The organism is Clostridium estertheticum, from assembly GCF_011065935.2.
Classification (GTDB): domain Bacteria; phylum Bacillota; class Clostridia; order Clostridiales; family Clostridiaceae; genus Clostridium_AD; species Clostridium_AD estertheticum_A.
This window is the reverse complement of record NZ_JAAMNH020000001.1, coordinates 2551916-2575958: the sequence shown is the minus strand read 5'-3', so window position 1 is coordinate 2575958 and position 24043 is coordinate 2551916. Positions and strand designations below refer to the sequence as shown.

Genomic DNA, 24043 nt, shown 5'->3' with positions numbered 1-24043 from the left:
TCTTTATAATCATACATTCTAAAATTATGGATGTTCCCTTATTCATAAATATCCGAAAATTCCACATTCATCTTTTCAATAAATTTGTCTTTATTCTCAGTTTCATTAACATTATATACTATGCATTCCTCATGTGCACACTGTTTAACTGGAAGTTCAATAATAAATTCTGAGCCCTTTCCATATTCACTTTCCACGCTAATATTTCCACCATGCATTTCAATAAGAGATTTTGTTAGCGATAATCCAATACCACTACCTTCATTCTCCCTTGTAAATAGTTTTGAAACTTGTTTATACCTCTCAAATATAATATCCTGATTCTCTTTTTCAATTCCAATGCCATTATCTTTAACCGAAATAATAACCGTGTCCATTCCCTTGTGAATATTTATAATGACAGAATCTGCAGTAAATTTTATAGCATTAGAGATGATGTTAAGCATTATCCTCTCAACCATATCCACATCACATATTATGGACATTTCGTCAACATCTGTATGGAATAACAAGTTGATATCCTTATGTTTTGCATAATCTGATACCGACAATGAAATTCTATTAATAAGACTTACAATATCTTGATTGCTAAAATGTGGTTCATAAAATCCAGCATCAATTTTAGTTGAATCAATTAAATTATTTACCAACCTTAATAGGCGCATGCAATTCCGTTTCATAGCTTTTAGGTGCCTTGAACTTTTTTCTTTATCTAAGTAAGAGCCATTTTTAAGATATAGCTCAAAGAGCTGAACCCCTGCAAGGGTAACATTAAGTGGAGTCCTAAGTTCATGTGACATATTAGCAATAAATTCACTTTTGTTAATACTAGCTTTTTCAGCAATTTCTTTTGCTTTTTTTAACTCTTCTTTAGCATTTTTCTGAAAAGTAATATCTTGAAAAACCCCATAACGGAATGAAGGTTGTGATAATTTTCCCACTACTGATGTAAACCTGTCAAGAAACCAGCGATACTCACCATCTTTGCATAAAAAACGATACTCTATTGCATCTGATCCAGAGTTCTTTGTTGATTCTTTTATACACTGAACTACATCCTGCAAATCATCTTGATGAATTTTTTCAAAAACAGAATCCTCGTTCATTATCATCATTTCCTCAAGAGTATAACCCGTTAATCTTTCAATAACTGGACTCATATAATCATATTTATCTGTTACAACATTTCTTCTATAAGATGCATCCTTGGAATACTCAAGAACATTTGAAAACCGTTCCTTGGCTTCTCTTAATTCCTGTTCCATTAGTTTGCGAGAATTAATATCAGAATGTGTACCTGTTACTCTTAATGGCTTTCCGTCTTTAGTACAACTTATAATTTTACCTTTACTAAGTATCCATATATAGGATTCATCTTTTGCACGGAGTCTATATTCACTCTCGTATACCGGAACTAGTCCTTCTAAATACATGTTTAAATTTAAATGAGCAGACTCCTTATCATCAGGATGAAGTAACTTGTCCCATTCGCTAAATAAATTTTGAATATCAGACTCTTCATACCCAAGCATTTTCTTCCATCCTTTTGAATAAATCATTTCATTGGTTCTTGCATTCCAATCCCAAACACCATCTCCGCTACCCTCAAGAGCAAAGGTCAGTCGTTCTTCGTTTGCTTTTAGCTGTTCCATAGTTCTCTTACCTTCAGCTATCTCTTTTTCAAGGATGGCATTGACTTGTTCCAATTTCTTCATATTAGCACTATTCTTCTCTTCCAGTTCATTGTTTTTTTTTATCATTTCTTCTTCGGCTTTCTTGCTATCAGTTATATCACGGATAACTGAGTATAATAGTTTCCTACTCTTCTGAATTATTGGTCCACTGTGGACTTCTACATCCCTGGTTTCACCATTTGATAATCGGTGTTTAAAATAAAAGTGATTTCTCTGCTCTTTAGTGGCAAGTTGGATTTGCATAGCAAGTTCTTCAATTGAAAGTACATTAATGTCACTGATTTTCAATTTAATGATATGCTCATAATCATATTGATAAAAAGAGCACGCAGCATCATTAGCATCTATTATTACTCCAGTTTCCGGATCTATAACAATCATTATTGTGTGATTAATTTTAAAAAAATCATTGCAGTTAGTATGCTTATGTTGAACTCGCTCCTTATTTCTAAGGTTTTCTATTTCTAAAGACTTGTCTCTATTCATAATTTTTACCCACCCCCAATAATCAAATAACAATAGTTCAAACTCTTTGTATTTATTATTACCATAATAATACATTAAAAAGCCCTACTTTAATTCTAATTTATACATATATTTTAATTATATTTATATCCTGCATTTATTCAACATAAATTTTAAAATTTATAATACATATTAGCATAAATTCAACATATAACAAGAAAATCCTATGACTTTGTCATAGGATTTGTTTAGACTCCATTAGAATGAACAATTGTTCTTTTTCACAATTCACAGAAAGTTAGTAAAATTACCTCTATATCTTTTATTGATTTTTCACTTCCTTGCTAATTGTCTTATAATTAGGTGAATCTTCGCCAATTATTTTATCCAATTTCCAGTTATATCCCTTAGCTCCATCGTAAACTAGGAAATATAATGCAACAAAGGACCCTGAAACACTTTTATTCTTTTTACCATCCTTATAAGTAATACTTCCATATACATATTTTATATTATCAAAGCCCTTCTTGGATAATATTTCAGTAGTCTTAAATGTATTTGCTTCTTCAGGTGTTATTTTATGATTATTAGAAAACCAGAAAAATAAATTGCTTCCTTCAATTTCAACATTGGTAATAGTTGATATTATTAACGGTGTAGCCATATTATTTATTGCACCACTACTAACAGTAGTTTTCGCTTTGTCTGTTAATGCTATTGTGCTTAAGGATATTGAGAAAGTATAACCAGTTGATAATACAGACTTTATTTCTCCTGCTGTATTTTCCCTCTTAGCAGTAACATATAATAATCCCTTTTGTGCATCATACCTTTTACCTGATATACTAATGCCCTTAGTAAAACTATCCTTTACTGTAAACCCTTTACCCCCGAAAAAACTTGGATAAGTTACGGTTTCTTCTAATCCCTGTTTTCTTATAGCTTCAATAACTGTTTCATTAGAAAAGGTTGGTGAAATTACTAATGTAAAGTCCTCAGTGCTATTCTTTTCAGTGGTAGCAATGCTCCAAGCTTCATTTTCGAAAACAAGGCTGCACTTTAATTTTCCTGTAGCAGCAAGAAGTCCGCTGTCTATAGATGTTTGCACTTGAATTTCTTCTTTTCCATTTTCTAAATCTGGTGTTCTTAAACTTATGCCAAGATTTTTAACATCTTTTCCACCTAATATTATTTTTGTATCTGCTATAGTTATACTTAATTTCTTCAATGATTCTAATAACTTCTTTTCATCCATACCTACCACTGGTTTTATTGCAGTAACCTTGTCCAATATAATTTCGTCACTTATTTTCCATTGGTTTTTACCTTGGTTTGTATATACTGCTGATATCAGAGTCTTTGCCTCAAGAGCGCCGTTGTTCAGTGTTAATGCTACTTTTATCTGATCCTTACTCTTATCCGTATTTCTAGTATTTATACTGAAGCTTTTCATATTATCCTTGCTAATTTTTATGCTTGTCCCTTTAGGAAGAGTTATTACTTTTCCTATCAAATCTTCCTTTATTCTCACTTCATCTACAGGTTTAACTTTAGCTAATGTGAATGCAAACACTCCTCCTGCAATAACTACTAACAATGCCATTATAGGTATAATTACTTTCAAATTTATAACAGGTTTTCTTAAAGAACTAAAAAATTTATCCCTTTTATACTTCTTTATATCTTTTTCTGTTATTGCAGGCATGGGAAGTGTATCCTCATGTTTTTTCGTCAATGTGTCCCCTGCAACTATATTCTCGCTTTCTACATTATTAATTTTATCTGCACTCTGTCCAACTTTAGAATCAACGGATTCTTCTATTTCTTCTCCACAATATGGGCAAAATTTCAATCCATTAATATTAGTAAATTCATTGTTACAATAGTTACAAATCATTTATTCCCTCCAAACATTTATGTAAATCTTTAAAATAAGCAATATTTTGTATTCAATATATTATATCCTGTTTGCATACTATATTCAAATATATTCACTAATTTTAGCACAGCTAGTTAAATTTCCCTAGTTAAATTTCTCCCCATAAATCAGAGTCATTTCTATTTATGTAGTTAATTCTAACTAAAATTAAAGCTAAAATTTTAGTTATTTAAGTATTTTTTCCTAGCAAATAGCAAATGCTAATTTATACACAAATATATACCGCCTTATAGAATTTCATGGTGCAAATTCTTACTTCTCTACATAATTTCGTCATATTTAAGAAAATTCCTTTTTTTTCTTGCATTTTTTATCAATATAAGGAAGGCTAATAAATCTCTTATGCCATTTTACAGTGAAATTAAACAATCACATCCAGTTTCAATTAATTTCACGCTAAAAAAAAAAGTGCTATAAGTTAAACTTATAACACTTTCTATTATAGTTATTTAGTTGAAGGATCAATTAATTTCATAATATTTAAAGTTTTATCAGAATTTTTATCTGGTGCAACAATAGATGTCACATTATTAATATCACTTAGTTTGCTATCTATTTCAAAGGTTACATTACCATCTGTGTTAACAACAGCAAATTTAATATTCGTCTTAGTTATAAGCTTTTCTGCTATTGTAATTGTTGCCACTATATCCACAGTTTTATTAGCATCAAGTGCTTTATTATAATCCGAAATAATTGTTTTTGCATCATCGACTTTCACAGGTTTTACTGTATCTGAAGCACCTACTGAATATAACCCCTCTGTTTCCTTAGCTGCATCTTTGAAATTTGTGAAATATGTTTCATTACTGAAATAATCAGAAACGATAGCTTTAAGATCCTCTTTTGAAAGCTTAATAGTGTATATGCCGTTCTTTGAAGCTGACGCATCACCAAGCTTTGCAAAGGTTTGTACTTTTGCCTTATTCTTAGTTAAATACGTATTAAATGATAGTAACATATCTTTTGAAACTTGAGTATTCTTATTCCCCTTATTATCAAATAACTTTGTCATTGAATCCTGAAATTTTTTATTTTCATCCGCAGAACTATTACTCTTTACATAGCTTTCTAAATCCTTAGAAGCCAAATGTAAATTTGATATATTTGCTAATTCAGCACCTAGAACATCTTTGAAAATAGCTGGTACACCTACAAACAAATCAAAGTCTAGTTTTGTATTGGAACTATCAATGTATATTGGTGTTTCAAAAGATACTCCTCCTGAGGATACCTTTACATTACTACTAAGCTTTGATCTGTCATCTGTCTTTAACATCTTTCCGTTAAAGTTTAATGATACCTTTCCTGCACTTAGCATACTTGACACGCCTGCATCTAATCCTGCTGCTATCCCCGTATCTGAACTATTGCTCTTAAGACCTGTTGCATCAGCCGATACTGTCATGTCATAAGAACAAGACTTAATAGTTGAACTGTTTTCCATACCCGTTTGCAACTTTACTTGTTGACTGCAACCAGTGAACATTGCAAGAACAGTCATTGACAAACCAAATAAAATAAATGATTTTTTCATAAGTTAATTCCCCCTAAATGTGTATAACTATATTATTACATATTGCTCCATACTTTTCAACACAATTAAAATACAGTTCTAAACTGTGACATATGAGTAATTACATACTCCATACATCCCATGCCCATTGCGAAGACGGATACTATTATTATGAGAATTATAGCGTAGAAATCGTATTTCATTATTTCTTCTTTATTTGTTAAATATGCTACAATAATTTCAATGCCCAGTATAATTAAAACTAGTGGCCAAAGCGATGCTATTAATAAGTAATTAATTCCTGGATATATTAACTTTAGTAAAAACATTATTCCAAACATAACTAAAACTATTCCCGTGGTAAATGTTCCAACGCGACGCCCCTTAATCATTTGAATCACACTCTCTCTTCTTGCCTATAATAAGCTTTGCACCCACAACAATTATTACAACACCTAAGATTATCTGTGGAGCCATTCTTGTTATATTATAGATAGTGCCATATAATTCACCAGAAATATATCCTGATAAACTGTTTATTATATTATTCCATATTAAGTAGCCACCAAGAAGCACTAGTAATATTCCTGAAACCAAGCTGTGTTTTTTAAATATTCCCTTATCTATTTTTACTAATTCATCAAGAGAAAATAAGTAATTATCCTCCAAAAGTAAAAATTCTTCATCTGTTGAATAACGTTTGTTCATGCAATCGAAAAACGAGTAAAACCAGATTAATGGTAAAACGAAGAGCAGTGGTCCTATAGAAAGCCAGCTAGAAAGAAATATTAAAAAGAGGAATGCCGCCATAAGTGATAGTCCCATCTTCATAAAGCCCATATACATGTGCCCTGCACCAGGTAACATTGAAAAACCAAAGGTTAAAAATTTACTTTTTTCCTTTTTCATTATTAAAAACCTCCAAGTTGATTATTTTTTGAGAGAAATTATTAAGACTTTCATTAATTGCGTTTATAGTACTTAAGCTCATGGGATTTACAACTAATGTTTTGGTTTTTGTATTGGCCAGAAAATTTAATCCATTTGAAAAAACAAACATTAATGCTATACTTGCTGCCATTGCCACCCTAAGAGAATAAAACACAAACTGGGTGTTTTTTTCTTTTTTATTTTTTATTTTGCACATTATTTCCTGCCCAAATCCTAAAGGAGCCACTGCAAGTTCATTATCATCAAAGCTACTCGCTAGTGCATCCGCACAACCTTCACATATACAAATATGTTCTGATAATAAAATTACTTCATTATCACTTAGACAACCCTCTTTAAGTGCTTTTAGTGCTATTTTAGATACGTGTCCATTTTCTTTAAATAATGTACTACTCACATTGACTCCTCCTTCCATAGTGTTTTTAACAGTTTTTTAGACCTATAAAGATGGGTTTGTAATGTTTTCAAGCTTTGTCCTGTATCTTTTGCCATGTCGGATAGTTTAATGTCTTCGCAAAAATAGTTTACGGCCACTGCCCTATAAGGTTCTTTTAGTTTGTCACATAAAATATATATTTTTTCCTTACTATGTTTTTTTAGAAGTACATCCTCAGGCGAATCTCCCGTGTCCACTAGCTTTTCAAAATCTTCCGGTAATACGCTATTAATTACCCTTGCAGGACTCTTAAGAAAATCTTTACATTTATTTGTGGCAATTGTTGTAAGCCAGGCCTTAAAATTTACCCCATCAAATTTAGCGAAATTTGTATAGGCTGACAAAAAAGTTTGTTGTGCTAAATCTTCTGCATCAAAGTAATTTTTTGTAAAGGATAAGCAAATAGTAATGATTAATCGTTCATACTGTTTTATATAGTTTGCAAACTGCTGTTTTTGAATAGCCATCACCCCTTTTTTATCCTTACACTTAATATAACGATTAACAGTTAAAAAACACTTCAATATTAGATAAATTTATTTTATAATATTTTTTAACTTATAAATTAGGTTAAAATATGGAATTAGGTTATAATAAAAAAAATCATGTTTTGTAAGGAGTAACTAATGCTTAAGAATATAATAAATCCAGATCTTTATCATGGAAAAAATAGAAAAAGTAACTTTTTTGAAGGTTGGTACTTTAAATTAGTAGATAAAAACATGAATAATGTGATTTCCACAATACCTGGAATTTACCTTGGTAAATCCACGGAAAACTCCCACTCTTTTATACAGATATTACAAGGTAATAAGGCGAGTTATAGTTATAAAAAATTTACCAAAGATAAATTTATTTCTAAAAGTAATATTGAACTTAATATAAGTGTTGCAAATAGCAACTTTTCTTTAAAGGAAATTTCTTTAAATATAAATGATTCTACTGATAATATAACTGGTTTAATTTCTTTTAAAAACCTCTTGAAATGGCCAGACTCATTAATAAATCCAGGAAGCATGGGCTATTATAATTTTATACCTTCAATGCAATGCTATAGTCAAGTATCAGTTATGGACATGGACCTTGAAGGATCATTATGCATCAACGGCTCTGAAATAGATTTTAGTGGTGGAAAAGGGTATATCGAAAAAAATTGGGGTTCTGCTTTTCCTTATTCTTGGACTTGGGTACAGTGCAATAGTTTCAAAAATAGAAAAGCCTCTCTTAGTTGCTCTATAGGCCATATCCCTTTTATGATTACAAGCTTTAGAGGTTTTTTAATTGGGTTATTCGTTGATGATAAATTTTATAAATTTACAACAATAAATAAAAGTACATTAACCATTGTTCAAAACTCTTTAGATGTTATAATAACCACTGAAAATAAAAAATTCAAACTATTAATTGAAACAAAAACAGATAAAAGTAATTTCATGCTCTGTATGGGACCTAGAGACGACAAAATGGTTCCACTAGTTGAGGAAAATTTAAAAGCCTCAGTAAAAGTTACTCTTATAGATAAAACAATTTCTAAAATCATATTTTGTGAAAATGGTTTATGTTGTGGCATAGAATATGGTGGAGATCAGAGAATGATATTAAGTGAATAGTTCATAAATATTAATAAATATTTAATAATAATTATTATTGTATACAATGGTATAAAAGTGTAGTATTATGAAAATAAAGACAAGTACAATGAATTTTATTTTGAAAGGAAGAGATTTAATTGAAAATTGAAAAATTACTTCAACCTAGAACCTTAGCTTCATCAATAAATGTAAAAAACCCTATAGTTATGGCACCTATGACAACTTTTTCGGGAAACCTAGACGGAACTGTATCTGAGGCAGAACTCAGTTATTATAAAGCCAGATCAAAGGGTGTAGGGATAGTTATTACTGCAACAACATATGTAAGCCAATCTGGAAAGGGTTTTCCTGGACAATTTGCGGCCTATGATAATAGCTTTTTACCTGGTCTTAAAAGATTAGCCCAAACAATAAAAGGTGAGGGTGCCTTGGCAATTCTGCAAATGTTTCACGGAGGTAGAATGGCAATTCCTGCTGAAATACCAGATGGACAAACTATTAGTGCCAGCGCTGTAGCACCAGTCAGACCAGGAGCAATGACACCTAGAGAAATGACAGAGGCAGAAATTCAAGATACCATTAAGGCCTTTGGTGAAACCGCAAAATTAGCAATAGATGCAGGTTTTGATGGTGTAGAAATTCATGGTGCTAACACATATTTGTTACAACAATTTGTTTCTCCACACTCCAACCGCAGACAAGATGAATGGGGTGGAAGCGTAGAAAAACGAATGAATTTCCCATTGGCTGTTATAGCAGAAGTTAAAAAAGTAGTAAAAGAAAAAGCGGGAGATAATTTTATAATAGGTTATCGTTTTTCACCTGAGGAAACCGAGAATCCAGGCATAACTTTAGAAGATACCCTTTTATTTATAGATGTATTAGCAAATCAAGGGCTAAGTTACTTGCATAGTTCTATAATGGATTTTTGGCAAAGTTCAATTAGAAATACTGCGAATACAAGCCCTATTATTTGCAAAATACTAGATAAAATTCATGGTAGGGTTCCTTTCATCGGTGTGGGATCTATCCATACACCTGAGGATGCTATGAAGGCATTGAACAGCGGTGCTACCTTTGTAGCCCTTGGTAGGGAAATAATAATGGAACCAGACTGGGTAAGCAAGGTTCAAAGTGGAAAACCCTTAGAAATACGTACTACTTTGAGTAAAACTCTTGGAAGATCTTTAGATATACCAGAACCTCTTTGGAATGCAATTATGAATACACCAGGTTGGTTCCCACTTACAGAATAAATTTGTATGTATAAACTGAATAGTGAGTTTATATAACAAAAGTGTCAGATATGAAATTAATTATATCTGGCACTTTTATTATTGTGTTAAAACTTAAAGAATATCTCGTCCCGAATAGCCATCTGCTCCATTACAAAATTCTAATGTAGCACCGAGTTTTAGCTCGCCTCCTACCTTTGCAAGGTCCGAAACAGTCTCAAGATATTAATTTTAACCAACGACTTATATGGTATCATAGGATTGTCCGTTTACATAACTCCATAAACTATGAACAAATGTTATAGTTGTATAAATATTCGTGTAAGGTGAAATATAGGTTAAAATGAAACATATACTAGATATTGCTCCCATTATGTAGTTATATGGTGTAATTCGGATATCTTAAGCATGACAGATTTAATAAGCACAAAAAAATAGTGGGAATATTATTCCCACTTGTTAATTCTCAGCATATGCAACCGGAACATTAGTTATTCCAAGTTCTATCGCTGCTGCATATTCATCATATCCTGATACTATTACAAGGCTTTCCTTTTTAACGACAATTGGTTTGCTAAACTTATTATTATTTTTCATATAATTTATCGCTTTGTTCTTTGAACGTTTTATTGATAGATCTTCATTTTCATTTACTAGCTTTGAAATATCCATTATTTCATCAGTTCCAGTTGGCATTTCATAATTTAAATCTATTTGTCCATTCTCATCTTTTAGCAAATGGAATATTTTAATTGATGTTGCTTCTACTGAAATAAAAGGCGTACCTTTGCTATTCACACAGGCTTTCAATTCCCCTTTAATCACAAAGTAATTTACATCCTTCATACCTATTACTGCATCTCTCCAATAATCTTTTTTTACAATTACTCTATATATTGATTGCGTATTATCATAAGTACCTACTTTAAAAAGTAAATTTACGTCCCCATTCTCTAGCCTAGTTGTTTTTACAGGTAATCCCTTAATTATAATCTCACTTTTATTCATAATTATTCTCCTTTTAATTGCACATATTTTTTAGTTCTTAAATTCTAAAAATAAAACACCTAGAAAGTGATATCACTTTCTAGGTGTTTTAAAATGAATTATAATTTAACTCCATATTAATTTTCACTAGAGTAAATTTACCTAGTCCTATGTTAGATGTTTTTAGATATTTTACAAATGTAGAACTACTATCATTGTATACTAACACAGACTTCACCCCATTCATTAATTTAAAATATTTATTTATAAACCTCAACTATTGTTTTTAACTATATATACTTATAAATTCATTGTATCATTTTACAGATAAAATTACAATTTTAATACTATTGCCCTTCTTTTATGTTTGCTATTTATTTAGTAGCCATTTAATTACCGTGGCTGCCTTATCCTTTTGTTTACATGAACTAATAATAGCAATTACCATGTTTTCTGTATCAAAACCCGTATCTTTTAATATTTTAATATTTTCCGCGTTTATAGCATACACAGCTTTAATATTATCACTTCCGGTAGCTTCAATTTTTTCATTTTTTATACCTGCCAAATCTAACTCTTTTATATTATCCAGTCTTGAAAACATATCCTGTTTAGCATAAGTCTGAGCCATGCCCTTATCTAAAATTACAACATCAATTTCTCCAACAGATATCTTAGCAATAAACTTTTGCGTACTTGCGCTTGACATTGAAGCGTTGGCTTTGCTTGAACCTTCAAGTGGGATAACATCCATAAGGGCCTGTTTTTTTCCTTCTCCCTCTTTGATGACAATACTTCCAAGTTGCTTTTCTACCTCTGTCTTCTTATTCTCATCAATATTATTTCCAACTAAAGTAAGATTAAACACATAATCTATTTTTGTAATTTGTCCATGAATTATTGATGCTATTATAAATATAACAGCTAAAACTCCTATGATATGTAGTTTATAGTATTCCCAGATATATTCAGCTTTCTTCTTATTGCTCATGCTTTTTATGTCAACCATAACGCCTACCCCTTCAAAAGTAAATTTGACTAATATATTCTACTCTTTTTTTACTGCCCTTGGATTAATTTTATAACAGAGATCTAAAAACTTCTCATCTGGTACAAACATCAATTGCATTTTATTGTTTCCCTCTGTAACCATTGCAACATATACTTTTTTCTTTGATGTATCGGGATAGCACTTTACTATAGTATTAGGTTTGTTATAAAAATCTTTAACAGCATCACTACCCTCTGGTGCTATAAGTCCCACCTCTTTTATATTAAAAGCAACTACTTTACTTCTTTTTTTCATTTCTATTATCTTCTCTATATCAATTTCTCCATTTGTAAATTGATACTCAAACTCTACAAATAACTTTTGCTTGTAAAAAAAGCATGCTACAGCCATTGCAAGTAAAATTACCACCAAAATTAAGTTTGTCGTAAAAGATGCCAGGCCCACAATAGCAAATACATACATTGCTCCATTTACGGTTTTATAAATGCCTGTTTTAGATGTAGTTATTAGTTGTTCATAAAAATGGTCCATATTATCCCCCCCTTTGTCTTTTACATTATACCATATTTTGAAACTTTTTTAAAATATTGCTCCAGGTAAGAAATTCATTTTGCTAAATTTCATTTAATTTATTTTACCCCCTTAAATATGAATATATTAACGTATATATAAATGGAGATCAAGTTTCCTATTTTCATGTAACCTTTATGGATCAAGTTGTTGCATAAAAAATCAATATACGTTACTATAACAATATTCGAGTGGGCTTATAGTATAATTTGTATTTATGGAAATTATAACAATTCAGAAAGGAATAATATTAGTGGGTAATGTGATACTTGCCACAGAAAAACTTAGAGAAGAATTAGAGGCCCTTATCTCTTTAAAAGGCTTAAATCATGAGGACGTATTAAAATTGAGTCAAAGATTAGATAAATATATATTAATGCATTATTCGGAAAAATATTAGATGTTTTTTAATAAAGTATTGGATAAACTATTTATAAATAACATTGACGAATTGGTCAAAATAACAAATATATTTTTTTTAGAAAAGGTGGTAACCTAAATTGAAACAATTAAAATTTAAAGCTTGGGATAATTATAGACAGAAAATGCATAAATTACAAGGCATGACTTTTGATGCAAAAACCTCCGTTCCTACTGCACTGAAACTTCCTGGGGTGCCTTGGAGACCAGTTGAAGAATATGAATTACTTCAATGGGTATATTTATCTGATAAAAATGGAGTAGATGTATATGAAGGCGATTATATCAAAATTTCATCTACTGTTTACAAGGTGGTTTGGAATGATACTATATCAAATTTTCAGCTTGAGGAGCTAGAAGGCACTTTAAGTCGTAGTATTATTGATATCTCCTTGGGAAATATTGTGGGCAATAAATTTGAAAATGCAGATTTATAGAATGAGTATCAATAACATTATTGGAATACTCTAAATATAGCACATTGAGAACTTCACAATGTGCTATTTACATCTATTTTAAGCCTATCATTCTGCTTAATGGCTTGTACTTTATTTCTATTGCTCCCTGAGGACAAAGTTCCTGACAGCAAAAACAGCGTATACAATTTTTATAATTCCATTTTGGTATTGTTTTATTATTACGAACTACAAAAGATATTACTTTAGTTCTTTCTGGACATACCTCATCACATTTCTTACAACCTATGCATTTTTCCTCTATCACAACTGGATTAGGTGCCGTCAATGAAGCCACAAAATTATTTAATGAAGGACTTATAAAATTAATTACCTTGGCGTTTCGGGAGAGCTTAAAGGTTTTACATTTCATATCTTGAATTGTTTCACCAAGCACCTCTATTTCTTCAGGAATTACAGCCCCCCACTTTGTATCATAAGCTACCTTTAGAACGGGAATAGTTAACACATCCTCATAGCCAATTAACCTTACAGCTGTGGAATCAACTGCGGTAAGGGATTTCCCCATGATTATAGTGTCCATTTGTTTTGGTGTTCCATTCCTAGGCCCATTTCCTTCCATGGCAATTATTCCATCAAGAATCGCGAAGCTAGTTTTCACCACAGAATTTAAGTCCAATAACATTTTACTAAAATTAACTGCATCCGGCAGTTTTGTGTGCCATGATGCCTTTTGAGAACCAGGAATACATCCAAATTGATTTTTAACTGCTCCTGTATAATACATCATAGCATGAGTTTTAAGTTTAGGTAGAGTTATAACCACATCTGCCTCATAAGCTGCCCTTGCAATATTCCAGAACTTATACATTAACGGATTATTAAGTTCCACATGTATTTCCTCATTAAAATCAACAAAATCGACTCCATATCTGCTGGCAACCTCCATTAGTCCGGATTTCTCAGCAACTCTTCTACTATCACCGGAACCTGGAGAGTCACCAAATGCTATATTGTTACTATATTCCTTAACTATCCTAACAATAGCTTCAAATATTGCATAATGTGTTATAACAGGAGAGCCTTTGTCAACTACACTTAGGAAATTAGGCTTTAATAACACCCTACTATTTTCTGGTATTAGGGTTCTTAAAAAAGGAGTACCGCCCAAAAGTTCAAAACCTTCTCTAAGCTTTTTTTCAATATTATCCACATTGTAATCTGTACATTTTAATAGCGCAACCTTTTCCATATAAGCTATGCCCCCTTAATTTTATCTATAGCTTTAAGCTTTTCACCATGCTTTTTGCAGCTTCTCTTATGGTAGTTAACTTATAATCTCTGTTTCTTCTGGTTACCCCTATAAAATCGTATTTTACACCCTTAACATGGTCTACAAATCTCTCAATGGAAGCAAGGCATGAAATACATCCGTTTCCAGATCCTCCAGGTGCAGCTACACATATGAAAGGTTTACCAGCTAAATTGCTTTTCTCACTATTTAATGCCTCGCATCTTCGAAGTCTATCTATAAACACCTTAAGTGATTCACTCATATCATGCCAATAAACAGGCGTAATTATTATATAACCATCTGCCTCTGCCATTTTCCCGTGTAACTTTTGAAAATCGTCTTCCACCTGGCAGGTATGCTCATCATGACATGTCCCCCATCCATTTCCACAAGCATGGCAGGCTGACATATTTAGTGTGTTTAGATTTATAGTTAAGGCGTCAGAAGAGCCCATTTCTACTCCTACTTTTGCTTCTTCACCGCAGGCAGCTGTTAAACCATCATCGTTAGGACTTGAAGTAATTATCAATATTTTCATTTTAACCCCTCCATTTAAATCGTTTTTTGTGATTTGCTTTCTATTTTATTCTATTACATTAAATGCCTAGTAGCAAATAAAACATAAAATGTTTACACCACCTAAAATAATATTTAATTTTATAAAATTCAAAGGGACAGGCCGCAATTTATTTATAGTCACTAACAAATGTATAAAATGTTAATTTATTTATATTAAATCATGAAACATTGAAATGTACTACATTGAATGTTAGTATATAACCATAATATTCTAAATATTTTCACGAATCTACATTTATTTTGAATAAAATGTACACTATAAATATTTCTTTTCTTTTTATAAATTGCTATGTTTATGTGTGCTTATAAAAAAAGAGTCAAAAGTATTATAATCTATTAAATAAAAAGGAGCTGATTTTATGATTTATAATCTTCTAATTGGAGGCGCTGCAGGTCAAGGAATGGAGACCATCGCTTCAGTGCTTGTAAAACTACTTAAAAGAAAAGGATTTAGTGCTTTTACGTTGCAGGATTACATGTCACGTGTTAGAGGTGGACATAACTTTTTTCAGATTCGCTTTGGAAACGAAGAAATAAATTCTCATAGCGATAAAATAGATGGAATCATTGCTTTAAACAGTGAAACTATCTCCTTGCATATTGATAATCTCAATGAAAATGGATTCATTATTGTTGATGAAGAAATTGAATATAATGATGATAGAGTATTAAGCTTACCCTTAAAGACTATAGCAAAACAAGTAGGAAATCCAAGAGTATTTGGTAATGTTGCACTTGGTGCAATCATGAAGCTTTTCAAGCTTGATTTAAAATATGTGGAGGATTTACTCAATGAAACATTTAAACCAGAAATTGCAAAGCAAAATATACTTGCTTTTGAAGAGGGATATAAACTTACCCAATCTAAATTTCCTATTGTAACTAAACATAAAGATAATAGTATATTAATAAATGGTAACGAAGCAATAGCCTTAGGCGCTTTAGCAGCTGGCTGTAAATTTTACTCCGCCTATCCTATGACACCTTCTACAAGTATAATGAATTATCTTTCTTCTAAAATTAAACAAGCTGAAATCGTAGTGGAACAAGCGGAAGATGAAATAGCAGCTATTAACATGGCTATTGGTGCATCTTATGCAGGTGCTCGCGCCATGACAGCTTCCTCCGGTGGAGGTTTCGCACTAATGGTAGAAGCACTAGGATTGTCTAGTATGCTTGAAGTGCCTCTTGTTGTGGCTGAAATACAAAGACCAGGTCCAACTACAGGATTCCCTACAAGAACTGAACAAAGCGATTTAAAATTTGTTATCACCTGTTCGCAAGGAGAATTTCCAAGGATGGTTATTGCATTAAAAAATCCTGAGGATTCTTTTTATCAAACTGTAAGAGCATTTAATTTGGCAGATAAATATCAGATACCAGTTATACTCCTAGGTGATCAATATCTTGCAGATTGCCAGAGAACTATAAAACCTTTTGATTTTAGCTCAGTTAAAATCGAAAGACATTTAAGTGATGATGATTATTTAGATGGCAAAGAATATAAAAGATATGAAATAACAGAATCAGGCATTTCACCTCGAATAATTCCAGGTGGCATATCTCATAATTTTGTTATGGTGGATAGTGATGAACATGATGAATATGGACATATAACTGAATCTGCCTCTGTTAGAGTTCAAATGAATGATAAGAGGCTAAGAAAAATGGAACTTTTGAAAAAGGAATTAATTGAACCAGAATTTATTGGAAAAGATGACTTTGATACCTTACTTGTTGGCTGGGGTTCTCTGCACAGTCCAATAATGGAAGCCGTAAAACTCTTAAATGAAGATGGTAAAACCAAATATTCTGCATTGATTTTTGGAGATGTTTGGCCATTCCCAGAAAATTTAATTAAAGAAAAGTCAAGTAAGGCAAAAAAAATAATTAATATTGAACAAAATGCTACTGGGCAATTAGCTTCACTTATTAGAGAAAACACAGGTATAGAGTTCAAAAGTAGTATTTTAAAATATGACGGAAGGCCAATCTCGGCTGAAGAAATATATGATAAGCTAAAGGAGGTAAAGTAAAATGAAGGATTGTAGTATTTCAACATTTGAAACAGCTTGGTGTCCAGGTTGTGGTGATCACGCTATATTGGATGCATTAAAAGAAACCCTTATCGCTCTCGGTAAAAAGCCCCATGAAGTACTTATTGTGGGTGGTATAGGTCAAGCAGCTAAAACTCCCCAATATTTAAATACTAATGGATTTTCTGGTCTTCATGGAAGATCATTACCTCCAGCGGCTGCTGCAAAAATTGTTAATAAAAATATGACTGTAATAATAGATACTGGGGATGGAGACTCCTATGGTGAGGGTGGAAATCACTTTATTCATAATATAAGAAGAAATGTAGATATAACACATTTTGTACATGATAATCAGATTTATGGCCTCACAAAAGGGCAAGCCTCTCCCACAACTGATGTTGGACATGTAACTGAAGTTCAACCTTATGGTTCAAATAATACTCCTATGAACCCAATGCTTCTCGCCATTTCTTTAGGTGCAGGCTTCGTAGCAAGGGCCTTTAGCGGAGACAAGGAACATCTTAAACATATAATGGAAGAGGCAATAAATTACAAGGGCTACGCACTTGTAGATATTCTGCAACCCTGTGTAAGTTTTAATAAAGTTAATACATTCCAATGGTACAATAAAAGGATATATAAATTGGAAGAAGGTTATGATCCAACTAATAAGCTTAAGGCAATTGAAAAATCCATGGAATGGGGTGATAAGATTCCACTAGGAATTTTATATAAAGAAATCAAACATGATTTTCATGATAAAATCGATTTTTTAAGAGATGGAGAACCACTAATAAATAAGGAAATAGATTTAAATAAAATTAGTGAATTTATGAAGGATTTTGTTTAGTCAAAAATGTTTTTAAATTGTATATTTATAAATTATATATTTAGATAAATAGCAAGATGCGAAAAGTGGCTAAATTATTGATTACTTTGTATCTTGTTATTTGTCTATTTACCATGTACTTTTTACATTTATGGTTATCAGAAAAATATATATTAGATTTCGACAATATGTGTTAGTAAAACCCTTTTATTGAATCAAATTATAGAATATAATAGAACAGTTACGAGATATAAATATTTTAATAGAGGAGTGCTGCATATGTTTATTTATTTCCTCATTTTTTTCGCTAAAATAATTGAGGTTTCCTTAGCCACAGTTAGAACTGTACTCATAACTAGAGGTGAAAAGTTTTTTGGTTCTCTTATCGGCTTTTTCGAAGTAATTATATGGTTATATTTAATTACCACAGTTCTTATTGGAATAAATGAAGAACCATTCAAAATGGTATCATATGCATTAGGGTTTGCTTGTGGAAATTATATTGGTTGCATTTTAGAAGAAAAACTAGCACTAGGACTAGTAACCATACAAGCAATAGTATCTGCAAACGATGGCCTAATATTAGCTAAAATATTGAGATCAGAGAATGTAGGTGTTACTATTATGGATGCTGAGGGACTAAAAGAAGCTAAGAAAATACTCATATTACATGTAAAAAGAAAAAGAAAATCTAAAGTATTAAGATTAATAACGAGTTCCAACATTAAAGCTGTAATTTCCTTGTCGGATACTAAAACTATCTATGGGGGCTACGGAATTAGAAAATAAGTGCCACCCATGTGGCAAGTGACATGATGAAAACACATGCCACTTGCCACGTGGGTGACACTAGATCTTCTTAATGCTTTTGAAAAGAAAAAATGCTGTTAATGCCGTAGCAATCAAATCTGCCACAGGTTGTGAAAGCCATAGTCCATCCAACTTGAAAAATAATGGAAGTATAAGAATAAGTGGAATTAGTACTATGACTTGTCTTAAAATACTTAAAATCATTGAGGTTTTCGCTTCATTTATTGCTTGAAAATAGCTTGCTCCTAAAATTTGAAACCCTAAAATCGGTAGAAAAATCAAATCAATTCTAAGCCCACGTGCACCTAGATTTATTAAGTCAGGATTATTACCTACAAACACAGCAATAAGAGGCCTGGCAAATAGTTGTACAGTGATAAATCCAATTGTAGCAATGCAAGTACCTGCAATTACTGCATACTTTAAAACCTTTAAAACTCTGGTATAGGATTTAGCCCCGTAATTATAACCTATTATAGGCTGTATTCCTTGACTTATACCAAATATAGGCATGAAAATAAGCATTGAAACACTATTTAATATTCCCATGGCAGCTATTGCAAGATCCCCTCCATAAGAATAAAGACCTTTATTATATAAAATAACTACAAGACTTGATGCAATTTGCATAGAAAAAGGCGCCATGCCAATAGCAAAAATGTCCTTTATAATATCTGAGTGTAGCATTAAATTGGCTTTCACTATTTTAAGTACGCTTCCACTATTTTTAAATGTAAAATATTTAAGCACCCATAACGTATTAAAAGCTTGAGAAATTACGGTTGCTATTGCAGCGCCTTGAATCCCCATATTAAAACCGAATATTAATATTGGATCTAATATAATATTAATAATTGCACCAAATACCATTGTAATCATTGCCATCTTAGGATTACCCTCAGCTCTAATTATATTATTTATACCAAATCCTATATTTTGAAAAACAGCTCCCATAAGTATTATTTGTATATATGCTTTTGCATAAGGAATGCTATTTTCACTTGCCCCGAATATGATTAGAAGTTTATTTAAAAACAAAATCCCAAGTACGCTAAGTACTATTGATATTATTGTTATAAGTATAACTGCATTTCCCAAAATATCATCTGCTGCTTCCTTGTTTTTTTCTCCTAGTCTTATTGATATTACTGCACTAGCACCTATTCCAACAAGCATGCCAAAGGCCATTATAATAACTGATATAGGAAAGGTTATCGCAAGTCCTGATAGAGCATAGGAGCCTACCCCCTTAATATGGCCTATATAAATTCTATCTACAATGTTATATAGTGCGTTAACAATCATTCCAGTTATAGCAGGCACCGAAAACTTAAAAAGTAATTTCCCTATACCTTCTGTTCCTAATGCTTTTGTTTGATTCATAAAAATGTCCTCCATATCAAAAATATAAATATAAAATGTCTGGGTATGAAAAATCCACCATCACTATATCTACTTTCAAGTATATCATATGTTTTTATAATTTATAAATTATTGAATTATAATATTTCATTAAATATTTTAACTGAAAATATGATATAATAATTCTTTATTGTCTTCTCAATATTTAAGTTAATTTAATATGGATAATATATTTAAATAGAGAGAATCAATTATATAGGATAAAATTGTTAGGAGTGACTAAATTATGAAAAGTACAATATTAACACCTAGCGGAGTGGCTAAATTAGAAGAAGAATTAGAACTTCGCACAGGGGAAAAAAGAAAAGAAATAACAGCAGCAATTAAAGAAGCAAAAGGCCACGGCGATTTAAGTGAAAATGCAGAATACGATGCCGCAAAAGATGATGAAGCAACCAATAATGATAGAGTGATTAAGATACAAGAATTGCTTAGGAGCTCTACAGTGGTAGAAGACTATAGTAATGATGACCATTTAGGTCTTGGTGGTGAGGCGGATATTAAATTTCTTGATACAGATGAAACTGAGAAAGTATGTCTGGTATCTACAGTAGAGACTGACCCAGAATTAATGAATATAAGTATTGAATCTCCACTTGGAATGGCAATATATAAAAAATCACTTGGAGATACATGTATTGTTGTAGCTCCAGAGGGTAATTATGAAGTCGTTATAGAAAAAATTTACTAGAAGTAAAAAACGGAGCAAAAATATAAGCAGAGAATAATCTCTGCTTATATTTTTCAATTTTATTAGGTTGTATTACTTATTATCCACCATATTTTTTTCTGCTGCTTCTACCATTCTCCTTACCATCTCTCCACCAACATTACCTGAATTCTTTATCTTATTTACAACTCCACTGGGAACATCTCCCATGTATGCATTTTTACTTTCAATGTCGCCTAGTCCCATATCTTCTGCTACTTCCATTTTAAATTTTTCAAGTTTTCCCACTGAGCCTGGTACCAGTATCCTTTTAGTCATTTTACTACCTCCCTATAATTTTTATTTCTACCTTGTATATCTACAGTTAGTATTTTTTAAAACAGCTTTTTTATTCATCAGCTCTATTAAATTTTATCATTTCCACTTAAAGCCAATAATAACTGTGAAGGAAGGTAGAAAAACCAAATTAGCAAACTGGATATATGTTGAACCAATCCCATGGAGTGTCCTATTAATGGTAAAAGTCCAGATAAATTAGATAAAGCTACACATATATCACATAAAAGGAAAAATATCATACCGAAGACTATCATGTATTTACTTGGAGAAGGATATAAGTTATCCTTGAAAGCTACTATAGCCCCACTAACACTGAAAAGTAAGCATATAAAATAAAATAATGAAACAGGAAACAAAATATTGATCTCCTCAATAAATATATTAGCGGTGCAATATGAGAATGCTATGCATAAAAAAATGATTAAAAATTTTATAAGTGTTGCTTTAGGTTTTTTACTGGCATACCTCACACTGTATGTAATTTGAACTAAAGAAAAGAGCACTACGCCTAAAATATAAAAATCAAAAATGACTAAGCATAAATCTGCTATGGCAGTTATAAACAGTGCCAACTGAAGTAGAAATACATCTCTGTGCTTCTCTATATCTGAAAGTGGATTTTTATTAGCAAATATGGATAGCACAAAACAAAGTAATATACATATATACTTTATATAATAAGAGGCAATAAAAAAATCTTTATTATAAAAATCCATATATAAAAAGCAAGTATATAAAATGACTATTATTCCAACTAATACCTTATCCATCAAACTATTAAAATCTCTATTTTTCATTTCAAATCACCGCTTATTAATTATTGTTTACTTGTTTTATACTCATTCCATTACTACTAAATCTAATCCACGTCCTTGGAACAAAAGTTTCTTGTGGTTACGGCAAATATCTTTTGCTGCCTTAATAATTTATCAAATACATTATCTTCATAAAGTGAAATAGTTCCAAGACGCCAGCCGTTACTCCAAATTTTTTTGAATATGAATATACTCCTATAGTATTGTATGGCAGATCTGCCATTAAAGAACGAAAGTTTCAACTTCAACTTCCTCAAACCACAGTTCATTATCAATTTCTTTAAAATACTTTGGTAATTCATTCATTTCCACAATAATCCCTCCAATATAGTAAAAATATCTATTATCTTATCTCAAAAAGTTAACTCACCTAGTATATCATAAAAACTTGAAAGTTCAATTTGAATTTTAACTGATTCCAACCAAATTCATAACATATACTTTACAATGAACTGCTAGAATAACCGAAACGGATACATTTTTAGATAAGTATTTTATATATAAGTATCTTTTAAAATTTTAATTATATTAATCTAATAATTTGTTAGAAAGGTGAGTATTAAGATGAAAGAAGAAGAGTTGTTATATAATGTAATTTTTCCAAAAGATGAGGATCCCAACTATATTAATTATGGCTATTTTATAGGAAAGAGTAAAAGAAGTATTGATAAATTGAAAGCTACTATTGATGAAGGGCCACTAAACCCAATATTAATTTGCGATGGCAATAAAGAAAATGCCTTTTTTGCTAAAGTTTTTCAAAGTGAAGTAGATAGGTTTTTAAAAATTATCACTGAGTTTAATTTTGAGCAAATTAAGATAAATAGTCATTTTCTGAAGGAAATAAAGTACATGTTTGGAGAAGAAGTAATAAATCATCGAAAAAAGATGTACAATGCTTCCCAATATCTATATTTACATAAATTTAAAAGTGGAATAACAAATATGCACTCCCCCATTCTTGTATCATTGGATCCAATAAATGAAAATCAACCAACCTTAAAAAGAGCAATCTAATCTATAGAAATTCAATAAATTTATTTAAATACAATTTTTTATGAGATTTAAAACTCAAATTAACAGGAGGCGGAATATTATGATTACATGTTTAAAGCTTATAATAATATTCTCCATTCTCGTATTTTGCTCATTGATTCCTTCTAAAATTTCCTCCACTGAAGCAGCTGTTTCTTGCGCTGTTGATGATAAATTCGAAATATTACTTAACACTTGTGAAGAGTTTTTTCAATTTTCAAAGTCATAGTATCTACTTCTGAAGACTTTGAAACCATTTCTTTTGAATTAGAATTTATGATTTCAAAAGCACTAATAACTTTATTCACAGATTCACTACTATTAACAGCCGAGGCTTGTAATCCATTAATTTCTGTAGATACCTCTCCTATTTTACTTTTAATATCACCTAAAATATTAGAAATTTGAAGATTAGAATTTTGTGATTGCTCTGCTAATTTTCGAACTTCATCAGCTACTACTGAGAACCCTCTGCCTTGCTCGTCCGCTCTTGCAGCTTCTATAGCTGCGTTAAGTGCTAATAGATTTATCATTTAAGTTACCTATAAATTTCAAAAATAATAATGTATTATTACCCTCATAATTGCAACACAATTGGGTAGTAAACTATGTATATTAAGAGGAAATAATTAAAAGAAAGGATTGATTGATATGATGGAAAATGGATATAGTATGATTAGAAATGGATATGGATATGGATATAATATGATGGGAGGCTGGTTTGGAATGATGATAATTCCTATAATTATAATTGGAGTGATTGTGTTTGTAGTCTATAATCATGGTCACAATAGTGATTTTAAAAATACAGGAGTTAGAAATACTTCTTTAGATATCTTAAATAACAGATTTGCAGCTGGAGAAATAAACGAAGAAGAATATAACCGTAAAAAAGATTTACTACTAAATGCTAAAACACTATAAATTATTTAAGCCTAAGTCTTGTAAATTAATATGTAGCATAAAAATTATGGTAGC

At 31.1% G+C, this 24043-nt stretch carries 25 protein-coding genes and 2 pseudogenes; 10 read left to right on the top strand and 17 right to left on the bottom strand.

Going from position 1 to position 24043, the window contains the following annotated elements; all coding sequences use genetic code 11:
• Positions 1-38 precede the first annotated feature (38 nt).
• From G9F72_RS12055 to G9F72_RS12025, 7 genes are all read right to left on the bottom strand, one after another.
• Positions 39-2180 carry a PAS domain S-box protein gene (locus tag G9F72_RS12055; RefSeq protein ID WP_164957460.1) on the bottom strand — a complete coding sequence of 714 codons (2142 nt, stop codon included), beginning with the start codon at positions 2178-2180 and terminating at the stop codon, positions 39-41.
• A gap of 301 nt (positions 2181-2481) precedes the next feature.
• Positions 2482-4056, bottom strand: a complete 1575-nt coding sequence (locus G9F72_RS12050; RefSeq protein WP_164957461.1) for a hypothetical protein — start codon at positions 4054-4056, stop codon at positions 2482-2484.
• A 487-nt stretch (positions 4057-4543) separates the two neighbouring features.
• Positions 4544-5635 (bottom strand): hypothetical protein, encoded by a 1092-nt coding sequence (locus G9F72_RS12045; protein WP_164957462.1) that lies wholly within the window; start codon positions 5633-5635, stop codon positions 4544-4546.
• Between the two features lie 65 nt (positions 5636-5700).
• Positions 5701-6006: a LiaF transmembrane domain-containing protein gene (locus G9F72_RS12040; RefSeq protein WP_164957463.1), complete on the bottom strand. Its 306-nt coding sequence runs from the start codon at positions 6004-6006 to the stop codon at positions 5701-5703.
• Entirely contained in the window at positions 5999-6523 is a 525-nt protein-coding gene (locus G9F72_RS12035; protein ID WP_164957464.1) for a hypothetical protein, read from the bottom strand. The genes G9F72_RS12040 and G9F72_RS12035 overlap by 8 nt, the downstream gene beginning before the upstream one ends.
• Complete coding sequence (locus G9F72_RS12030) at positions 6504-6962, bottom strand: hypothetical protein (protein WP_164957465.1); 459 nt, start codon at positions 6960-6962, stop codon at positions 6504-6506. The genes G9F72_RS12035 and G9F72_RS12030 overlap by 20 nt, the downstream gene beginning before the upstream one ends.
• Positions 6959-7468 (bottom strand): sigma-70 family RNA polymerase sigma factor, encoded by a 510-nt coding sequence (locus tag G9F72_RS12025; protein ID WP_164957466.1) that lies wholly within the window; start codon positions 7466-7468, stop codon positions 6959-6961. Before G9F72_RS12025 ends, G9F72_RS12030 begins: the two co-directional genes overlap by 4 nt.
• A 159-nt stretch (positions 7469-7627) precedes the next feature.
• On the opposite strand from G9F72_RS12025, the gene G9F72_RS12020 reads away from it, so the two are divergent.
• The gene (locus tag G9F72_RS12020; RefSeq protein WP_164957467.1) at positions 7628-8611 is read left to right on the top strand and encodes a tocopherol cyclase family protein; all 984 of its coding nucleotides are present in this window, start codon (positions 7628-7630) and stop codon (positions 8609-8611) included.
• Between the two features lie 119 nt (positions 8612-8730).
• Positions 8731-9849, top strand: coding sequence for an NADH-dependent flavin oxidoreductase (locus G9F72_RS12015; RefSeq protein WP_164957468.1), 1119 nt, complete (start codon positions 8731-8733; stop codon positions 9847-9849).
• A gap of 438 nt (positions 9850-10287) precedes the next feature.
• Here the strand turns inward: G9F72_RS12015 and G9F72_RS12010 are convergent, their stop codons facing one another.
• From G9F72_RS12010 to G9F72_RS12000, 3 genes are all read right to left on the bottom strand, one after another.
• A complete protein-coding gene (locus tag G9F72_RS12010) occupies positions 10288-10836 on the bottom strand; it encodes a hypothetical protein (protein WP_164957469.1) in 549 nt (182 codons plus the stop codon).
• 349 nt (positions 10837-11185) lie between these two features.
• Entirely contained in the window at positions 11186-11824 is a 639-nt protein-coding gene (locus G9F72_RS12005; RefSeq protein ID WP_164957470.1) for a hypothetical protein, read from the bottom strand.
• Between the two features lie 39 nt (positions 11825-11863).
• Entirely contained in the window at positions 11864-12358 is a 495-nt protein-coding gene (locus G9F72_RS12000; RefSeq protein ID WP_164957471.1) for a DUF6106 family protein, read from the bottom strand.
• Positions 12359-12614: 256 nt separating this feature from the next.
• Here G9F72_RS12000 and G9F72_RS11995 point away from each other — a divergent pair, with 256 nt between their 5' ends.
• Together G9F72_RS11995 and G9F72_RS11990 are read left to right on the top strand one after the other, a co-directional pair.
• The gene (locus G9F72_RS11995; protein WP_164957472.1) at positions 12615-12797 is read left to right on the top strand and encodes an aspartyl-phosphate phosphatase Spo0E family protein; all 183 of its coding nucleotides are present in this window, start codon (positions 12615-12617) and stop codon (positions 12795-12797) included.
• A gap of 100 nt (positions 12798-12897) precedes the next feature.
• Positions 12898-13254 carry a YopX family protein gene (locus G9F72_RS11990; protein WP_164957473.1) on the top strand — a complete coding sequence of 119 codons (357 nt, stop codon included), beginning with the start codon at positions 12898-12900 and terminating at the stop codon, positions 13252-13254.
• A gap of 73 nt (positions 13255-13327) precedes the next feature.
• On the opposite strand, the gene G9F72_RS11985 is transcribed toward G9F72_RS11990, so the two are convergent.
• The gene (locus tag G9F72_RS11985) at positions 13328-14485 is read right to left on the bottom strand and encodes a DUF362 domain-containing protein (RefSeq protein ID WP_164957474.1); all 1158 of its coding nucleotides are present in this window, start codon (positions 14483-14485) and stop codon (positions 13328-13330) included.
• A gap of 25 nt (positions 14486-14510) precedes the next feature.
• Complete coding sequence (locus tag G9F72_RS11980) at positions 14511-15065, bottom strand: flavodoxin family protein (RefSeq protein ID WP_164957475.1); 555 nt, start codon at positions 15063-15065, stop codon at positions 14511-14513.
• Between the two features lie 400 nt (positions 15066-15465).
• Between G9F72_RS11980 and G9F72_RS11975 the strand changes: the two genes are divergently transcribed.
• The 3 genes from G9F72_RS11975 to G9F72_RS11965 all read left to right on the top strand — a co-directional run bounded on the left by G9F72_RS11975 (position 15466) and on the right by G9F72_RS11965 (position 18763).
• Positions 15466-17142: a 2-oxoacid:acceptor oxidoreductase subunit alpha gene (locus tag G9F72_RS11975; RefSeq protein ID WP_164957476.1), complete on the top strand. Its 1677-nt coding sequence runs from the start codon at positions 15466-15468 to the stop codon at positions 17140-17142.
• Position 17143: 1 nt separating this feature from the next.
• On the top strand, positions 17144-17995 hold the full coding sequence (locus G9F72_RS11970; protein WP_164957477.1) for a thiamine pyrophosphate-dependent enzyme: 852 nt from the start codon (positions 17144-17146) through the stop codon (positions 17993-17995).
• 258 nt (positions 17996-18253) lie between these two features.
• Entirely contained in the window at positions 18254-18763 is a 510-nt protein-coding gene (locus tag G9F72_RS11965) for a DUF2179 domain-containing protein (RefSeq protein ID WP_164957478.1), read from the top strand.
• 60 nt (positions 18764-18823) lie between these two features.
• On the opposite strand, the gene G9F72_RS11960 is transcribed toward G9F72_RS11965, so the two are convergent.
• Positions 18824-20167, bottom strand: a complete 1344-nt coding sequence (locus G9F72_RS11960) for an MATE family efflux transporter (RefSeq protein ID WP_164957479.1) — start codon at positions 20165-20167, stop codon at positions 18824-18826.
• Between the two features lie 265 nt (positions 20168-20432).
• On the opposite strand from G9F72_RS11960, the gene greA reads away from it, so the two are divergent.
• Entirely contained in the window at positions 20433-20897 is a 465-nt protein-coding gene (gene greA / locus G9F72_RS11955; RefSeq protein ID WP_164957480.1) for a transcription elongation factor GreA, read from the top strand.
• Between the two features lie 72 nt (positions 20898-20969).
• On the opposite strand, the gene G9F72_RS11950 is transcribed toward greA, so the two are convergent.
• The 3 genes and pseudogenes from G9F72_RS11950 to G9F72_RS27615 form a co-directional block, all read right to left on the bottom strand.
• Complete coding sequence (locus G9F72_RS11950; protein WP_164957481.1) at positions 20970-21194, bottom strand: alpha/beta-type small acid-soluble spore protein; 225 nt, start codon at positions 21192-21194, stop codon at positions 20970-20972.
• Between the two features lie 86 nt (positions 21195-21280).
• The gene (locus G9F72_RS11945; protein ID WP_164957482.1) at positions 21281-22012 is read right to left on the bottom strand and encodes a lysoplasmalogenase family protein; all 732 of its coding nucleotides are present in this window, start codon (positions 22010-22012) and stop codon (positions 21281-21283) included.
• Between the two features lie 116 nt (positions 22013-22128).
• Positions 22129-22265: pseudogene (locus G9F72_RS27615) on the bottom strand (aminotransferase class I/II-fold pyridoxal phosphate-dependent enzyme); the annotation flags it as partial.
• A gap of 329 nt (positions 22266-22594) precedes the next feature.
• Between G9F72_RS27615 and G9F72_RS11940 the strand changes: the two are divergent.
• Positions 22595-23047: a hypothetical protein gene (locus G9F72_RS11940; protein ID WP_164957483.1), complete on the top strand. Its 453-nt coding sequence runs from the start codon at positions 22595-22597 to the stop codon at positions 23045-23047.
• A gap of 206 nt (positions 23048-23253) precedes the next feature.
• On the opposite strand, the pseudogene G9F72_RS11935 reads toward G9F72_RS11940, so the two are convergent.
• Positions 23254-23592: pseudogene (locus tag G9F72_RS11935) on the bottom strand (methyl-accepting chemotaxis protein); the annotation flags it as partial.
• A 124-nt stretch (positions 23593-23716) separates the two neighbouring features.
• Here G9F72_RS11935 and G9F72_RS11930 point away from each other — a divergent pair.
• Complete coding sequence (locus G9F72_RS11930; RefSeq protein WP_224676283.1) at positions 23717-23989, top strand: SHOCT domain-containing protein; 273 nt, start codon at positions 23717-23719, stop codon at positions 23987-23989.
• Positions 23990-24043 lie beyond the last annotated feature (54 nt).

What these genes read in the sequence shown, in the direction of transcription:
- G9F72_RS12000 (WP_164957471.1), bottom strand. Translation starts at nt 12,358, where the DNA reads ATGGACCATTTTTATGAACAACTAATAACTACATCTAAAACAGGCATT.
- G9F72_RS11940 (WP_164957483.1), top strand. Translation starts at nt 22,595, where the DNA reads ATGAAAGAAGAAGAGTTGTTATATAATGTAATTTTTCCAAAAGATGAG.
- G9F72_RS11945 (WP_164957482.1), bottom strand. Translation starts at nt 22,012, where the DNA reads ATGAAAAATAGAGATTTTAATAGTTTGATGGATAAGGTATTAGTTGGA.
- G9F72_RS12050 (WP_164957461.1), bottom strand. Translation starts at nt 4,056, where the DNA reads ATGATTTGTAACTATTGTAACAATGAATTTACTAATATTAATGGATTG.
- G9F72_RS11960 (WP_164957479.1), bottom strand. Translation starts at nt 20,167, where the DNA reads ATGAATCAAACAAAAGCATTAGGAACAGAAGGTATAGGGAAATTACTT.
- G9F72_RS11965 (WP_164957478.1), top strand. Translation starts at nt 18,254, where the DNA reads ATGTTTATTTATTTCCTCATTTTTTTCGCTAAAATAATTGAGGTTTCC.
- G9F72_RS12005 (WP_164957470.1), bottom strand. Translation starts at nt 11,824, where the DNA reads ATGGTTGACATAAAAAGCATGAGCAATAAGAAGAAAGCTGAATATATC.
- G9F72_RS11995 (WP_164957472.1), top strand. Translation starts at nt 12,615, where the DNA reads ATGGAAATTATAACAATTCAGAAAGGAATAATATTAGTGGGTAATGTG.
- greA (WP_164957480.1), top strand. Translation starts at nt 20,433, where the DNA reads ATGAAAAGTACAATATTAACACCTAGCGGAGTGGCTAAATTAGAAGAA.
- G9F72_RS11950 (WP_164957481.1), bottom strand. Translation starts at nt 21,194, where the DNA reads ATGACTAAAAGGATACTGGTACCAGGCTCAGTGGGAAAACTTGAAAAA.
- G9F72_RS11930 (WP_224676283.1), top strand. Translation starts at nt 23,717, where the DNA reads ATGATGGAAAATGGATATAGTATGATTAGAAATGGATATGGATATGGA.
- G9F72_RS12025 (WP_164957466.1), bottom strand. Translation starts at nt 7,468, where the DNA reads ATGGCTATTCAAAAACAGCAGTTTGCAAACTATATAAAACAGTATGAA.
- G9F72_RS12020 (WP_164957467.1), top strand. Translation starts at nt 7,628, where the DNA reads ATGCTTAAGAATATAATAAATCCAGATCTTTATCATGGAAAAAATAGA.
- G9F72_RS12010 (WP_164957469.1), bottom strand. Translation starts at nt 10,836, where the DNA reads ATGAATAAAAGTGAGATTATAATTAAGGGATTACCTGTAAAAACAACT.
- G9F72_RS12045 (WP_164957462.1), bottom strand. Translation starts at nt 5,635, where the DNA reads ATGAAAAAATCATTTATTTTATTTGGTTTGTCAATGACTGTTCTTGCA.
- G9F72_RS11970 (WP_164957477.1), top strand. Translation starts at nt 17,144, where the DNA reads ATGAAGGATTGTAGTATTTCAACATTTGAAACAGCTTGGTGTCCAGGT.
- G9F72_RS11975 (WP_164957476.1), top strand. Translation starts at nt 15,466, where the DNA reads ATGATTTATAATCTTCTAATTGGAGGCGCTGCAGGTCAAGGAATGGAG.
- G9F72_RS11985 (WP_164957474.1), bottom strand. Translation starts at nt 14,485, where the DNA reads ATGGAAAAGGTTGCGCTATTAAAATGTACAGATTACAATGTGGATAAT.
- G9F72_RS12055 (WP_164957460.1), bottom strand. Translation starts at nt 2,180, where the DNA reads ATGAATAGAGACAAGTCTTTAGAAATAGAAAACCTTAGAAATAAGGAG.
- G9F72_RS12040 (WP_164957463.1), bottom strand. Translation starts at nt 6,006, where the DNA reads ATGATTAAGGGGCGTCGCGTTGGAACATTTACCACGGGAATAGTTTTA.
- G9F72_RS11980 (WP_164957475.1), bottom strand. Translation starts at nt 15,065, where the DNA reads ATGAAAATATTGATAATTACTTCAAGTCCTAACGATGATGGTTTAACA.
- G9F72_RS12035 (WP_164957464.1), bottom strand. Translation starts at nt 6,523, where the DNA reads ATGAAAAAGGAAAAAAGTAAATTTTTAACCTTTGGTTTTTCAATGTTA.